Raw genomic sequence first — 15,018 nt, 5'->3', positions numbered from 1 at the left:
CGCTCCGACCGGAGCGTGCGTACGATACGGTAAACACACGGCATCCGGCCTGCCGGCACACACCGACAGGCGGACTTTTCAAACACCAAACCTGATCATGGAAAAATTCGTTATGGCCGGCGGTACGCCGGTACGTTATGCCGACGCAGGCAAGGGGACGCAGGTCGTCCTGCTGCTGCACGGCTATCTGGAGTCGATCGAAGTCTGGGACGATTTCGCGGGAATGCTGGGCAGAGAGTACCGTGTAATCCGCCTGGACCTGCCCGGACACGGCTTCTCGGATTGGGACGGCCGCGAAGCGGCCGATATGGATTACATGGCCGATACGGCGGCGGCCGTACTGGAGATCGCGGGGGTGGACAAATGTACCGTGGTGGGACATTCGATGGGGGGATACGTGGCCCTCGCCCTGGCGGCGAACCATCCGGAACGGGTGGAGGGGCTGGTGCTGTTCCACTCGTCGCCGAACGCCGACACGCCGGAAAAGGCGGCCAACCGCCGGCGCGAAATCGAACTGGTCGAAGCGGGAAAGAAAGAGACGCTCTCGCGGGTCAATCCCGGAAAGGGGTTCGCGGAGGCCAACCTGCACCGCTGTGCCGAGGCGATTGAAGACCTCGCCGAACAGGTGATGCTGACCGAGGACGAGGCGATCGTGGCGGTGCTCAAGGGGATGTCGCAACGTAAGGACCGGAACGAAGAGATGCGGAGATTCGGCATACCGGAACTGATGATTTTCGGAACGGGCGACAATTACATTCCGGTGGAGGCGGCGGAGGCGATGATCCTCGCGCAACCCCAGGCACGGACGGCGTGGCTCGAACGTTCGGGACACATGGGGTTCGTCGAACAGCCGGAAGAGTCGCTGGCTATCCTGAAAGACTTCCTGACAGAAGTGGCCGGGAAAGGCAATTAACCGGGACGTACGGCGCAGATCCTGTCGATCTTATCGCGGGGGCGGCAATGGTGGTCGTATATTTTGATCGCCAGCCGCTCTTTTCTCCGGGCACGCCCTCGGAACCGTCAGGGGTCGAACCAAGGGGCAGTTATCTTCGGGTACGTTCAGTGACGTATTATAAGATCTGGTACGAGTTTCTCTCGTTGTATAAGGATCCCTGATGCTCGCCTGTTCCCGGTCCCTCTGCCTCCTCCGCCGGAGGTACGGTATCGTCCGAGTTATAACTACCCTAAATCGCAGGTGCTAATAATAAACATCCTGTACTCTGTATTTCCCGGCGAAAACAGGAGTTACAACCCGAATACCGTGAGCATCGCCGCATGGTCGGACGGAAAGCGTACCCGATGCGTGTCGATCATTCGGGACTCGCGCGGCTCGACCCCCGGCCCCTTATAGAAAATGAAATCGATCCGGTAATAAAAGCCGTTCTCTTCCGGTTTATAGGCCGGCGACCACGTTTTGCACGGATATGCCTTCGGATCGGGATACAGTTTCCGGTACGAATCGGTGAAACCGGCCTGTTCCATCAGCAGGCTCGTCGGCCAGGGCACCACATAACCTTCGTGTTCGTCCCGCGTCGATTCGATCCAGTCCAGGTGCGAGTCGATGTTGAAATCGCCCGACACGAACGTCGGCACGTCGCCACCGATAAAGCCGGCCGAATCCGCCTCATGCAGGATTTGTTCCAACTCCGCAGCCCGCGTGGTCCATTCGCCCGCCACGATCGAATCCACGCTGACACGATCCAGCAACTGCTTCCGCGTATCCGGCAGGTAGTGCAACCAGAGGTTGATGTAATTAACCGTCTGGGTCTTGCTGACCCGTATCTTCGCGGCCGAACAGTTGAACGGGTGGAAGAAATCCGCCGTGCCGACAATCGGGAATTTGCTCAGGATCGAAAGGTTGGAACTATGCAAATAGAGGCAGTACCCCAATTCGTCGGCAATTTTCGGCCCCGAACCGTATGTCTCGATCAACCCCACCACTTCGGCCCCGGAGTCGCGGATGATATCGGCCACCCGTTTCGGCCCCGCTTCGGCACCCGTCTCGTTGCCACCGTGCCAGATGTTGAACCCCATCAACCGCAGTTCCTCCCGCTTGTCCGGCAATTGTTCCAGCCGCGCCCGCGTATAGTACGAGGAGTAGAGCCGGAAGACGGCTTCCGGCGTGAGCTGCGTGTCGTAAAAGGCGAATTCGTCGATCTGGCCGTTGAAAGCGTTCCATTCGGTACTGTCGGCCCCGCCGATCCGCATCCTGCCCCGTCCGTTGATCCCGGCCATCTCGCGCAGGTTGTAGATCGCCACGTTTTTCCCGTCGTAATAGAAACGCGCCTTGCCCTGCCGCCCGTTGTAAGTGAGGGCGAGCAGGTGCCACCGGCCGTCGGCGAGCGGCTGCCGCGCGGCGGTCGGTTCGTACCACAGGCTGCCGCCGTTGTCGTCCGTGAATCCCGCGTACCACGATCCGTTCGCCGCCGCGCCGATCGTGAATCCGCCGGCTTTCGCCTGTTTGTTCACGTTGGTGACGATCACACTTCCGGAAGCGCCCTGCACCTCTCCTTTCGGAATGCGCACCCATACGGCCGCACTGTACACCTGCTTGCCGTTCGCGGTGAAAGCCATCGAGTCCAGCTCGATGGGAATGCGGTATGCCGCCGCTGCGGTGAAGTCCAATGCCTCGTCCTGCACTCCGTCGGCGTAAAGGGTGTATTTTTCCAGCGGCAGAATCCGGCTCTGCTGGGTCCTCGCGTCGAAAGTAACGGTACGTGCCTGTCCCCAAGCCAGGGCCGGCAGGCAGCAGAGAAGGGTCGTGAAAATGTTTTGTTTCATGATAGAACGGTTTGGGTATGTAGCAGCGAAAGCGACGGTATCCGATGGTTGCCTGTTTTTATCCGTGCGCCCGGCTTTTGTTTCCGACCCGCCCGCAGAGGAACGGCCGTACTAACAGGTTCCGGCAGCGGACGACGGCACCGGAACCTGCCGGGGACAACGGCACGGGGAAGGATAAATCAATGGCAGTCATTACCTAAGCGAAAAGGGCGGATCATCTCTCCGCCCTTTCATTGCAGTCATTGCGGCCGGGAGGCGGCTCTCCCTCTCTTCGGCTCCTCCGCTCCCGGTTTTTCTTATCCCGGCTGTCCTTGTCCGCCGGGTCTTCTCCCTTTCCCATCTACCCGCTTGCACCCTCTGTCCCACTTTACCCGATTGCGCTTCCTGCCGCCTTACCCGTTGCCCTCCTTTCCCGCCTTATCCGCTTGCGCTTCCTTCCACCCTACCCGCTTTCCCCGTTTGCACCTTCTCCCGCCCTGCCCGCTTGCGCCTCTCTCCACCTTGTCTGCCCCTCCGTGGCGCCCCCCCCCGGACTTCGGGTCTGCGCGAGGGTTACAATCCTTCTTCGCCCGGGACGGCCACCGCAACGGTATCTTCGACCGGCGACATGGCGGCATTGAGCATTTCCATATCGATATCGCCTTTCCCGGTGTTGATGAATCCGTAGATCATGATAGCGATCACCACCAGCGCGGCGATAATGGCCACGATCAGCCAGATGTCGGTCTTGGTCTTCGGCGGTTTTCGCCGCGGGGGAGCCGGACGGCGTTGGGGCTGCCCCGGTCTGCCGTTCGGGCCGGCAGGGCCTCCGGGTCCCCGTCCCGATCCGGCGGGATTTACCGTTCCGCCCCGCGGCGGCTGGTTCGGATCGTGCGGCCCGCGCGGAGGAATCCCCCCCGCGGAAGGCTGCGGTTGTCTGGGCATCGGCGGCACCGGCGGCTGCATGCCCCGCGGCGGTTGTGTCTGTGGTATCTGGTGTCCCCGCACGGGCTGGGGAGGCAACTGACCCGGCACGGGCGGACGAACCGACTGTCCCTGGGACATCGGCTGCGTGCGGGGGAACGGCTGCGCTCCCGGTGCAACCGGCCTCCCCGGAAAGCCGCCCGGCCCCATGGCAGGATACGTCCCCGGCTGCGGAGGCATCTGTTGTACGGGAGGAACCGCCGCGGGTTGCTGCGGCTGCGGCTGCCCCTGCACCTGTATCGATTGGGGACGGGTGCCGCCCGGCGCAGGCGGCGTTTGCGAGGCGGGCTGCGGTTGAACCGGACGTGCGAATCCGCTCCCGGACGTCTGCTGCACCTGCTGCGGAACGGACTGCGACCGGGCGGGTTGGGGTTCCGGAGCGGGCACGGCTTCCGGTTCCACCGGCTCCGGCTCGGGCGTTTCGCCTTCCTTGAGCGTAACGGCGCCGTTGGCATCGGCCGCAAGCATACCCACGCCCTCTATATAATATCTGCCCGACGATGCGAGCGATTGCCTCAGGTAGATGACGAACTCGGCGACCATGGCGCGTGCGTCCTCGGTCTCGACCCCGTATTCGCGGACGATGGCATCGGTCACCACACCGTCGTCTTTGCGCAGGAACGGACTGAACACCAGCTCTTCCCCCTCCGGAGTCTCCTTCTTCAGGAAAGCGCCGAAATCGGGAATCACCACCCGACGGTGCTGCGCGATGAGTTGTTTCAGCAAGTTGTTATCCATGGATAAAGCCTATTTTGTCCCAAGTTTACGAAAAAAAAATCAAACCGCCAATTTAGGACACCATTTTAAGGCCGGACGGGCACGGCACGTCGGGCTTTGTCCGCACGATGCCGCCATTGACCGGCAGTCGCCCGTCCGCATCGTAAAACATAAGGGCGAAATATGCGGCTTTGTCTTGTTTTATCGGCCTGGCGGTTTTCAGCAGATTCCGGACGGGTACTCTGTCGGGAAGAGACGACGCGAACCTACCGGCAAGGATGAACAGATCAAATAAGGCATTGAGTATATAAATTCCCGATTATATACACTTAGGCGACTATATACAACTTTACACAAGCTTCCCGATAACTCCGTTTCGGCTCTGCGCCGGGCGGCTTTCAGCCGTCGGGGGGGCGGCGCGAGCCGAAAAATTACCGTAGTGTAAAATAGTATATAATCACCATTTATTTTTAATCGTACAATTAATTTTATGGCCGGAGCCAGCGGAGCCGAAACAAGCGCAGCGCAGTTGCAGGCCGCCGCCCGGGGTGGCTCCGGCCCGCCCGCTATCGCGGAATCCTAAATTAAAATCGTACGATTCTTTGTAATGGGTCGCAGCCTGCGGGGGACGCACCAATCGCGAGAGCGATTGGTATTGCGGGCCTCCGCTGCGGGAGGCTGCGACCCGCGCGACCCAAAGGTCGCAAAGTAAATCCCTGCCATTTAACCGTACGTTTTTTCATTCGGGTCGGACGCCCGGGAGTGGTCGCGGTTTAGGATAGTTGCAGCTCGGCTGGAGTGCCCAGCGGCACCGGGCTTCTGTTGCGGGGCAGTGCAGACCTCGGGTTCAACTGTCCGGCGGCGCAACTTATCCGTTACGGCAAAAACTTATGGCGACTATATACAATTTTACACTACCCTGTTTCGGTTCAGCGGTTCAGCGGTGCCGTCGGGCACTCCGGCCGGGAATTCTTTCGATCGTAAGTGTCCGGCACGAGGCGATGCGAACCCGGACAGAAGATCCGAAAGGTCCGGCGCGAGAGCCGAAAAAACGCCGGTGAAAACGGTTGGTATATCAAAATAGAATCGGGCGCCCGATATAATGGTTCCTGCATCCTTTGAGCCTCCCGGCGCGTTTCTCCGCCCGAAGTACCGGTTTCAGAGTTCGATCCGCCCCGTGAAGACCCGTTCGGCAGGCCCAGTGAGGAAGATGTCCGAAAAACTTCCGTCCGGCCGTGTCGCGAATTTCACGCCGAGAATCCCCCCCATCGCCTCGACCGTAAAATCGCGGCATTCCGGCTGCCGTGTCCGATGCGTGGCCAGTACCGCGGCCGTCACCCCCGTCCCGCAGGCGAGCGTTTCGGCCTCCACGCCCCGCTCGAACGTGCGCACACGGATGCGGCCCGGCTCCAGCACCTGTACGAAATTGACGTTCGTGCCGCCCGCTGCCGCAAATTCCGCCCGGCGGCGGATCTCCGCTCCCCGGACGGCGACATCGACCTGCGCCACGTCGTCCGTAAATTCCACATAATGGGGCGACCCGGTGAAAACGAACCACGAACGGCCGTCGCCGAGCGGCCTTACCTGCGCCACGTCGATCATCTTCAGCTTCCATTGCCCGTCGCCGAGCCGTTCGGCTTCATGGATGCCGTCGCTGCTGCGGAACCGTTCGGTCCGCCCGCCGATTCCCAGATGGCGGGCGAACAGGGCGATGCATCGCCCTCCGTTGCCGCACATGGTCGATTCGCCGCCGTCGGAGTTGTAGTAGCGCATGTAGAAATCGGTGCCCGCCGGGTCGTTTTCGAGCGTCATCAGCCCGTCGGCCCCGATGCCGAAACGGCGGTCGCACAGCCGGCGCACTTCGTCGCGCGTGAGTTCCGGATCCGCGGCGCGGGCGTCGATCAGCACGAAATCGTTACCCGCCCCCTGGTATTTGGAAAAATCGATACGTTTCATATCTGCAAAGGTAAGTATATACGACTTTACCCGGAATCGGAAAATGATCTCCCTAACCGGCCCTGCGGTGCCGCTCGGCACAGGGGATTGGGGCTTTTCTCTGCTTAAAGGGGTGGGCGCGGGCCGAAATATACTGAAAATCAAGCGTGCATATAATATAGAGTAAAGTCGTATATACTTACCTCCGCAAATATAAATCATACCCGATTATGTATTTCGATATCCCGATCAGTTCTTGTCGATACTTTTTCGGTGCGAGCCGAAAAAACGCCGGTGAGAATGATCGGTACACCAAAGTATATAATCAGGTATTCGATATATCGGTGTATATAATCGGGAAATCCTATTTTGCCGGCGGCGGAATAGGCCCGAAGGTTTGGATTGCATCCGGGTTTCATTATCTTTACACTTCGTTTAGACCGGTTTTACGATTATGTTACGGACGATACAGCACCACCGCTCCGTGCGGAATTTCCAGCCCGGACGGGCCGTGGAGGAATCCCTGATGACCGAATTGCTGGCCGCGGCCGCACGAGCCTCGACGGTCGGAAACATGCAACTGTACAGCATGATCGTCACCCCGGCCGGCAGCCCCGAGTTCGCCGAGCTGGGGCCGTGCCATTTCGGTCAGCCTGCGGCCACGGGCGCGTCGGCGCTGGTCACGTTCTGCGCCGACGTGCACCGTTTCAGCCAGTGGTGCCGCCGGCGCGGGGCCGAGCCTGGATACGACAACCTGCAGTGGTTCGTGAACGGGACGATAGACGCGTTGCTGGCCTCGCAGAATTTCTCGCTCGAGGCGGAGGCGAACGGACTGGGTATCTGCTACCTGGGGACGACTACCTACACGGCGGCCGACATCGTGCGCATCCTGCGCCTGCCGAAAGGAGTGGCTCCGGTGACTACCGTGGCCGTGGGGTATCCGGCCGAACCGCTGCCGCCGCTGACCGACCGTCTGCCGCTGGAGGCGGTGGTGCACCGCGGCACTTACCGGGATTACAGCCCGGAGCGGATCGACGAGATATGGGCGGCCCGCGAAGCCTCGGAAGAGACGGCGCAGCTCCTGGAAGAAAACGGCCTGCCGAACCTGGCCCGGATATTTACCGAGCGCCGGTACACCAAAGCCGACGCCCTGCGTTTTTCGCGGGCCTATCTCGACATGCTGCGCGAACAGGGCCTGTTCGAGTTCGACATCGCTGAAGCCGAATAGGCCGGCGACGGCGGCGATCCCCCGAACAGCGGATTTTGCAACCAACCTCATACCCGATCTCTGAATATGAAAAGAACACTCCTCGCAATCCTCGCCGCCGCGGGCACGGCGTTCACGACCGCGAACGCCCAGACCGTATTCGTCCACGAGCCGACCATTCCGGTGGTCGTGGGGCGTGCCAACAACATTATTTTCGACCTCCGCGTAACGCCGACCCTGGAAGGGGAACGGATGACCAGCGTGACGGTGGATTTCCCCCGGCAGGATCTGCCCTATATCGAGGCGGTGCGGGTATTCTACACCGGGACCACTTCGATGCTGGGGTCGCGTACCGCTTCGTCGGGGCTGGCGCACGCCATGGCCGAATACGGCGGCGGGCAGACCGTTTACTACCATCCGGCCTATGCCGTCCGCCTGGCCGAAGATACGGTGGCGGCCGCCTCCATGACGCTGGATTTCGACCAACCGCTTTTCCCGTGGACGAACTATTTCTATATCAGCCTTTCGGTGGCCGACAGCACGCCGCTGACTTATAAATTCACGCCTTCGCTGGTGAAGGTCGCTTTCGACGGGGGACGTTTCGCCCAGCTTAACCGCAGCCACCGGGCGGAGGGGCACCGCCCGGCGGTCTCGGTGCGCACGGCGGGGGACGACGGGGTGCACTCTTACCGGATTCCGGGACTGGCGACCACTCCGGCGGGTACGCTGCTGGGGGTGTACGACGTGCGGAACCACAACAATATCGATTTGCAGGAGGATGTGCAGGTGGGGCTGAGCCGCAGTACGGACGGAGGCCGGACGTGGGAGCCGATGAGGAAAATCATGGACCTGACTTCGTACGGTTCGTTGCCGCATTCGCAGAACGGGATCGGCGACCCGTCGATTCTGGTGGATCCGTTGCGGGGACGGGTGTGGGTGATGGCGCTGTGGAACCATGGGATGGGGGGCGGCCGCGGCTGGTGGGCCTCTCGCAACAACGCGATGACGCCGGAGGAACAAACGGGGCAGGTGTTGCTGACGTACAGCGACGACGACGGGCTTACGTGGTCGGAACCGTATAATATCACGGCGCAGATCAAGGATCCGACGTGGCATCTGATTCTCCAGGGACCGGGGCGGGGCATCGTGATGCAGGACAGCACGCTGGTGTTCCCGATCCAGTGGACGGATTCGAAACACATGCCTTTCGCGTCGATCGTCTGGAGCCGCGATAACGGCAAGACGTGGACGATCGGCACTCCGGCGTTCGAGAATACGACGGAGGCGCAGGTGGTGGAGCCGGAGCCGGGGGTGCTGATGCTGAACATGCGTCGGAACGAGGGGGACAGTCGGGCGATCTGCGTCACGCGCGATATGGGACGCACGTGGCAGGAGCATCCGACGTCGCGCCGGGCGTTGCCGGAACCGGTCTGCATGGCGAGCCTGATCAAGGTGCCGGCGGCGGAAAATGCGCTGGGGAAGGATATCCTGCTGTTTTCGAACCCGGATACGACGGCCACCCGTTCGAGGATCACGATCAAGGCGAGCCTGGATAACGGGGAAACGTGGCTGCCGCAGAACGAACTGCTGCTGGACGAGGAGCCGGGCTGGGGCTATTCGTGCCTGACGATGATCGACCCGCAGACGGTGGGCATCCTCTACGAAAGCAGCGTGGCGCAAATGACGTTCCAGGCAATCCCGCTCCGCGACATCATTAAACAAGATGATTAACCGTTCGTTTATTTGTACTGTTTTAGGCTTTTGAGGCAATCGTTCTTTTTTTGAAACGAAAGAACCAAAGAGCCGTCAGGCAAAACGAGCGTAGCGAAGTTAAAGACAAACCCCAACAGTACAGAATAAACGAACAGATATTTACAGGGTTATGTCAGTGACCAATTCGATTATATCCGCCTTTTACTCCAAGCGGTTGCGGGCCATCGACCGGTTCCGACGCCAGCCGTGGGACGTGCAATTCGAGCAATTCCGGTTATTGGTCAGTTACGGAGCCGGGACCGAGTATTTCAGGCGGTACGGTTTCGGGGAATTCGGTTCCGTCGAAGAGTTCCAGCAACGGATTCCCGTGGTCGGATACGACGAATTGCAGCACGAGATCGAGCGAGTCAGGGCCGGCGAAGAGAATATACTGTGGCCCGGGAAAGTCCGCTGGTTCGCCAAATCGTCCGGTACCACCGGCGACCGGAGCAAATATATTCCCATTACGCGCGAGTCCCTCGAACAATGCCACTTTCGCGGCGGGCGGGACGTGATGGCCGTTTTCGCTTACCAAAACCCCGACAGCAAAGCCTTCGACGGCAAGGCGCTGACCCTCGGCGGCAGCCACCGGCTCGACACGATGGGTGCAGGAGCGCAGAGCGGCGACCTGTCCGCCATATTGATCCGCAACGCTCCGCGGTGGGTCGGCATGGTGCGCGAGCCGTCCATGGAGATCGCCCTGATTCCCGATTTCGAACAAAAGGTAGAGGCCATCTGCCGTCGCTGTTCGCGTCAGCGTATCACTTCGTTCGCCGGCGTTCCGTCATGGAATCTCGTGCTGATGAACCGGATGCTCGAATACGCGGGGGCCGACAACCTGCTCGAAGTATGGCCCGACTTGTCGCTGTTCATCCACGGCGGCGTCAGTTTCGCCCCGTACCGCGAGCAGTACAAACGGCTGATCCCCTCTTCGCGGATGAAATACATGGAGACCTACAACGCCTCCGAAGGTTTTTTCGCTTTGCAGGACAACCTCTCCACGCCGGACATGCTCCTGATGCTCGACTACGGTATTTTCTACGAGTTCCTGCCGCTCAAAGACCTGCACGAACCTGCGCGGGCGGTGACGTTGGCCGATGTCGAAATGGGGGTCAATTACGCCATGATCATCTCCACCAACGGGGGACTGTGGCGCTATATGATCGGCGACACGGTCGAATTTACGAGCCTGTCGCCTTACAAGATCCGGATCACGGGGCGGACGAAGAGCTATATAAACGCTTTCGGCGAGGAGATCATCATCGACAATGCCGAACGTGCCGTTGCGGCGGCTTCGGCGGCCACGGGAGCGCGGGTGCGGGATTATACGGCCGCACCGGTCTTTATGGAGGGGCGTTCGAAAGGGGGACACGAGTGGTTCGTGGAGTTCGAAACGCCTCCGTCGGATGTGATGCTGTTCGCTGAGGTGCTGGACAAAACATTGCAGGAGGTCAATTCGGACTATGCGGCCAAACGGTTCAAAAATACGACGCTTATGGCGCCGCAACTGGTAGTGGCGCGGCAGGGGGCTTTCTACCGCTGGATGCAGGAACGCGAAAAACTGGGGGGGCAGAACAAGGTACCGCGACTGGCCAACGACCGCCGCTACCTCGACGAACTGCTCAAAATAAATACCCTGTAAATATTTATAACCGTTCGTTTATTTGTACTGTTCAGGTTTGAGGGTACTGTTCCTTTTGTGAACAAAAGGAACCGAAAAAACTTTTTGAGATGCTGGCGCATCTCTTGGGCCTGCCGGATACCTTTTCCTGTGAAGGTCTTGTGTTTCCATTACCGGGGGCTAATCAGATATAACCATGTTACATAGCCCCCGATAATGGAAACACAAAGAAAATTTCAAAGCTAAAAGACTGCGGAGCTTAAGACGAAACACAGCTGCTCGAAAGTTTCTTTGGTTCTTTCTTTGAAAAGAAAGAACGGTTGCTTCAGAAGCCGAAAACGGGACAAATAAACGAACAATTATTAGACTGCAATGACTATCGACGAGACGCAGGATCAGATTATCGAAGAGTTTTCCGTATTCGGCGAATGGCTCGACCGGTACGGCTACCTGATCGAATTGAGTTCCGAACTGCCCGGTATCGTCCCCGAGCATAAGACCGACCAATACGTCATCAAAGGATGCCAGTCGCGCGTGTGGGTCGATGCGCGGTTGGGCGATGACGGAAAGATGTACTTCACCGCCGACAGCGACGCGATCATCACCAAAGGCATCATCGCCCTGCTGATCCGCGTGCTGAACGGCCATACGCCCGTCGAAGTGCGGGACGCCGACCTCTACTTCATCGACAAGATCGGACTGGCCCAGAACCTCTCCCCCACACGGGCCAACGGATTGCTGGCGATGATCCGGCAGATGAAACTCTTCGCCACGGCCTATGCCGCCGTGCAGAAATAAGCCGGGGCGACTCTCCGGCGCAGGCGGTTCCGGCCCGGCCGCGCCCTGAAGACGTCCCTGGAAGATCGACGCAGGTCGCCCCTTGTGCGGATTATTCCGAAATAAATCCTATTTTTAGGCACGATTATGACACCGCAGGAAATACTCGACATCGAGAAAGACATCGTTTATACGCTCAAAAACATATACGACCCGGAAATCCCGGTCAATATCTACGACCTCGGCCTGGTGTACGAGATCGAGATGACCCCCGAAGGGACGGCCAATATCCGGATGACCCTCACCGCCCCCAACTGCCCGATGGCCGACCAGTTGGTACAGCAGGTGCACGACGACGTCCTGAAAGTCAAAGGCGTCGAACGCGTGGACGTAACTCTCGCTTTCGACCCGCCGTGGGACCGCTCGATGATGAGCGAAGAAGCTCTCCTCGAACTGGGCCTGATGTAGGCCGCAGAGAACGTTACTGGAAACCATTTAATACACACAGAATACCATGAGAAGAAAAATCGTAGCCGGGAACTGGAAAATGAATACGACTCCGGCCGAAGGGGTGGAACTCCTCAAAGGCGTAGCGGCCCTGAAAAACACCGTGCCCGCCGATGTCGAATTGATCGTCGGGGTACCGTTTACCCACCTTTGCAGCGTGAAGAACGAAGCGGCCCAGGCCGGTATCGCCGTTTCTGCCCAGAACTGCGCCGACCACGAATCGGGCGCCTATACGGGCGAAGTTTCCGCCGGGATGATCGCCTCGCTCGGCGCGCAATACGTGATCCTCGGCCATTCCGAACGCCGCGAATATTACGGCGAGACCAGCGAAACGCTCAACAAGAAAATGGCGCTGGCTTACGGCCAGGGGCTGGCTCCCATCTACTGCGTGGGCGAAAAACTCGACGAACGCGAAGCCGGCAAACACTTCGACGTGGTACGCGCCCAGATCGAAGAGGTGGTTTTCCAACTCACCCCGGAACAGTTCGGTAAACTGGTGATCGCCTACGAACCGGTGTGGGCCATCGGTACCGGCAAAACCGCCACTGCGGACCAGGCGCAGGAGATCCACGCCTTCATCCGCGGCGTGCTGGCCGAAAAATTCGGCGCGGAAGCTGCGGCGAAAACTCCGATCCTTTACGGCGGCAGCTGCAAACCCGGCAATGCGGCCGAAATCTTCGGCAAAGCCGATGTCGACGGCGGTCTGATCGGCGGCGCATCGCTGGTGGCGGCCGACTTCATCGCAATCGCCAAAGCTTTCTAAGGATTTCCCGGCAGACGTTCCGATCCCCCTGTCGCGGAAGAAAAACGCAGCGGGGAGGCGGGACGATAAAAAGGCGGCGGGCCGGAAAGGATTTTGCCTTTCCGGCCCGCCGCTTTATTCCGATTCGCGGACACGCACAGACTGCGAGGCTCCGCCAAACCCGTTATGTATATCATTTCGGGGAATCCGATTATATTACACGGGGTGACTATATATGGCTTTCCCGAGGATATACTTTGATATACCCTTAATTTTTACCGGCGTTTTTCGCCTCGCGCCGAACCCTTCGGGTTTTTTGCCTGGGTTTGCACCGCCTCGTGCCGTCCGGCGCGGAGCCGAAAAAGTATCGACGAAAACGAATGGGTATATCGAAGTATATAATCGGGGATAATTATATACAAGTTTACCCTATTTATAAATATATCTGGTTTTCAGTGTATTTCGGCTCGTGTCCGCCCCCTTGAACGGAAGCCCCGATCCCCTGTGCCGGGCGGTGCCGCAAGGCAGACTGAGGAGACCGCTGCAAGGCTTTGGGCAAAATCGTCGGTAACTATATACGACTTACCCAAAGTCAGGTAATGATCTCCCAAAACGGCCCTGCGGTGCCGCTCGGTACTCGAATCGGGGCTTTTCTCTGCTTAAGGGGGTAGGCACGGGTTGAAGCATGGTGATAATCAGGCATATATATAAGTTAGGCAAAGTCGTATATAGTTATCAAATCGTATATACTTACCTAACTTTATACAAACTTACCGACCATTCCATATCGACTCCGCGGTGCCGCCTGAATCGAACATTGCAAGCTCTGCAAAAGCCCCGACCGGGCCACTCCGACCGGAAAGTCTCTCGGCTGAAAGGGGCCGGCGCGAGGCGATGAAAACCCAGGCAAAAGACCCGAAGGGTTCGGCGCGAGGCGAAAAAGTATCGACGAAAACTAATCGGTATATCGAAATACACAAGCGGGGTCGGGAAATATGTACGGGCTTTACCCGGTTTTACATGGCACATCCGATTTCCCTTCGTACCGTTCCATTCAGTGGAGAAAACTCCCGGTCGGAGGATTCGTCGTGACCTTTACCGGAGTTCGCAGCGCTTTATTCAGGCGAGCTGAAAAACCGATCGGAAAGGTTTTTCTCCGGTTTTGGATAGAGATATATACGTACCTGTGAAAAAAGAATGCGAGGACACTGAAAAATAACGGAAATATCTCTTTCGAGCTTGTACTTTACAGAGTTCCCGGCTTTCGATGTCTCGGCGGCGGCCCTGCGGGCTCGCCCGCGACCGAGACAACCGTCCGGAAACCGGAACAAACCGAATGGGGACACTTCCGAAAAATAAAGCCTCTTATCCGAAAGATAAGAGGCTTTTAGTAGAGGGGGAGGACTTGAGTTTATTGGGTAAATATCTGTTGTTCAGTGGTTTGTTTGGTAAATAAACGGAATGTGCTCCCCAAAGTGCTCCAGAGCTCTATCCAGGATTGTTTTTATCTTTCTTCTCTTTTTGATATAATTTGAAATTAGATAGCCATGCTAATATTAAAAATACTATCAATGGACTCCATGGGGCTTTTAAAAGGTTAGAAATCCAAGCTAGCCTAGAATGTGGTATATCTGGCACCGCGATGAGAAATATGCTGATTAGAGTTGAAAGACTGAAAATAAAAGCAGTGAGAGGGGCATAACGTTCAGATGGTAATCTGTACAAACTCCATAATGAAGCACAGATTAGCGTGGCAAAACTGGATGTTGCAGTAGAACAGATTAACCGATTCCAAATGTCAGTGCTGAGAAACTCGGTAGCATATAATAATAGAATTACGTATGCGATTGGAGTAAAAAGCGCTGCTATTTGAATCGAGGCTTTTTGATGCTCTTTGAGGCCTTTCCATAAGTCATTGAGTATTGGAATCATGGTTTATTGTTGTGATTTACATCCAAAGATGCCGATTTTATAAGTGATTTACAAGATTTACTCTAATCGACTTATTTAGCTTTG

At 57.9% G+C, this 15,018-nt stretch carries 12 protein-coding genes; 8 read left to right on the top strand and 4 right to left on the bottom strand.

Annotated elements, in window-relative coordinates; translation table 11 throughout:
• Positions 1-97 precede the first annotated feature (97 nt).
• Positions 98-913: an alpha/beta fold hydrolase gene (locus tag RIKMI_RS0103515; protein WP_276573073.1), complete on the top strand. Its 816-nt coding sequence runs from the start codon at positions 98-100 to the stop codon at positions 911-913.
• 332 nt (positions 914-1,245) lie between these two features.
• Here the strand turns inward: RIKMI_RS0103515 and RIKMI_RS14250 are convergent, their stop codons facing one another.
• Both RIKMI_RS14250 and RIKMI_RS0103505 read right to left on the bottom strand, forming a co-directional pair.
• Positions 1,246-2,781, bottom strand: a complete 1,536-nt coding sequence (locus RIKMI_RS14250) for a LamG-like jellyroll fold domain-containing protein (protein ID WP_051214315.1) — start codon at positions 2,779-2,781, stop codon at positions 1,246-1,248.
• Positions 2,782-3,333: 552 nt separating this feature from the next.
• Positions 3,334-4,482, bottom strand: coding sequence for a hypothetical protein (locus RIKMI_RS0103505; RefSeq protein ID WP_027290449.1), 1,149 nt, complete (start codon positions 4,480-4,482; stop codon positions 3,334-3,336).
• Here RIKMI_RS0103505 and RIKMI_RS12925 point away from each other — a divergent pair.
• Positions 4,481-4,756 (top strand): hypothetical protein, encoded by a 276-nt coding sequence (locus RIKMI_RS12925; RefSeq protein WP_037291435.1) that lies wholly within the window; start codon positions 4,481-4,483, stop codon positions 4,754-4,756. The genes RIKMI_RS0103505 and RIKMI_RS12925 overlap by 2 nt on opposite strands.
• Before the next feature lie 863 nt (positions 4,757-5,619).
• Here the strand turns inward: RIKMI_RS12925 and dapF are convergent.
• Positions 5,620-6,417 carry a diaminopimelate epimerase gene (dapF, locus tag RIKMI_RS0103500; protein ID WP_027290448.1) on the bottom strand — a complete coding sequence of 266 codons (798 nt, stop codon included), beginning with the start codon at positions 6,415-6,417 and terminating at the stop codon, positions 5,620-5,622.
• Between the two features lie 433 nt (positions 6,418-6,850).
• Here dapF and RIKMI_RS0103495 point away from each other — a divergent pair, with 433 nt between their 5' ends.
• The 6 genes from RIKMI_RS0103495 to tpiA all read left to right on the top strand — a co-directional run bounded on the left by RIKMI_RS0103495 (position 6,851) and on the right by tpiA (position 13,023).
• Positions 6,851-7,624 carry a nitroreductase family protein gene (locus RIKMI_RS0103495; RefSeq protein WP_027290447.1) on the top strand — a complete coding sequence of 258 codons (774 nt, stop codon included), beginning with the start codon at positions 6,851-6,853 and terminating at the stop codon, positions 7,622-7,624.
• A gap of 66 nt (positions 7,625-7,690) precedes the next feature.
• A complete protein-coding gene (locus RIKMI_RS0103490; RefSeq protein WP_051214313.1) occupies positions 7,691-9,334 on the top strand; it encodes a sialidase family protein in 1,644 nt (547 codons plus the stop codon).
• A 151-nt stretch (positions 9,335-9,485) separates the two neighbouring features.
• The gene (locus RIKMI_RS0103485; protein WP_027290445.1) at positions 9,486-10,997 is read left to right on the top strand and encodes a GH3 auxin-responsive promoter family protein; all 1,512 of its coding nucleotides are present in this window, start codon (positions 9,486-9,488) and stop codon (positions 10,995-10,997) included.
• Positions 10,998-11,348: 351 nt separating this feature from the next.
• Entirely contained in the window at positions 11,349-11,774 is a 426-nt protein-coding gene (locus RIKMI_RS0103480; protein WP_370447799.1) for a SufE family protein, read from the top strand.
• Between the two features lie 126 nt (positions 11,775-11,900).
• On the top strand, positions 11,901-12,221 hold the full coding sequence (locus tag RIKMI_RS0103475; protein WP_027290443.1) for an iron-sulfur cluster assembly protein: 321 nt from the start codon (positions 11,901-11,903) through the stop codon (positions 12,219-12,221).
• 46 nt (positions 12,222-12,267) lie between these two features.
• Positions 12,268-13,023, top strand: coding sequence for a triose-phosphate isomerase (tpiA, locus tag RIKMI_RS0103470; RefSeq protein ID WP_027290442.1), 756 nt, complete (start codon positions 12,268-12,270; stop codon positions 13,021-13,023).
• 1,467 nt (positions 13,024-14,490) lie between these two features.
• Here the strand turns inward: tpiA and RIKMI_RS14835 are convergent.
• Positions 14,491-14,934: a hypothetical protein gene (locus RIKMI_RS14835; protein ID WP_147288439.1), complete on the bottom strand. Its 444-nt coding sequence runs from the start codon at positions 14,932-14,934 to the stop codon at positions 14,491-14,493.
• Positions 14,935-15,018: the final 84 nt, after the last annotated feature.

Source organism: Rikenella microfusus DSM 15922, assembly GCF_000427365.1.
Taxonomy (GTDB): domain Bacteria; phylum Bacteroidota; class Bacteroidia; order Bacteroidales; family Rikenellaceae; genus Rikenella; species Rikenella microfusus.
This window is presented reverse-complemented; position numbering and strand designations above follow the sequence as displayed.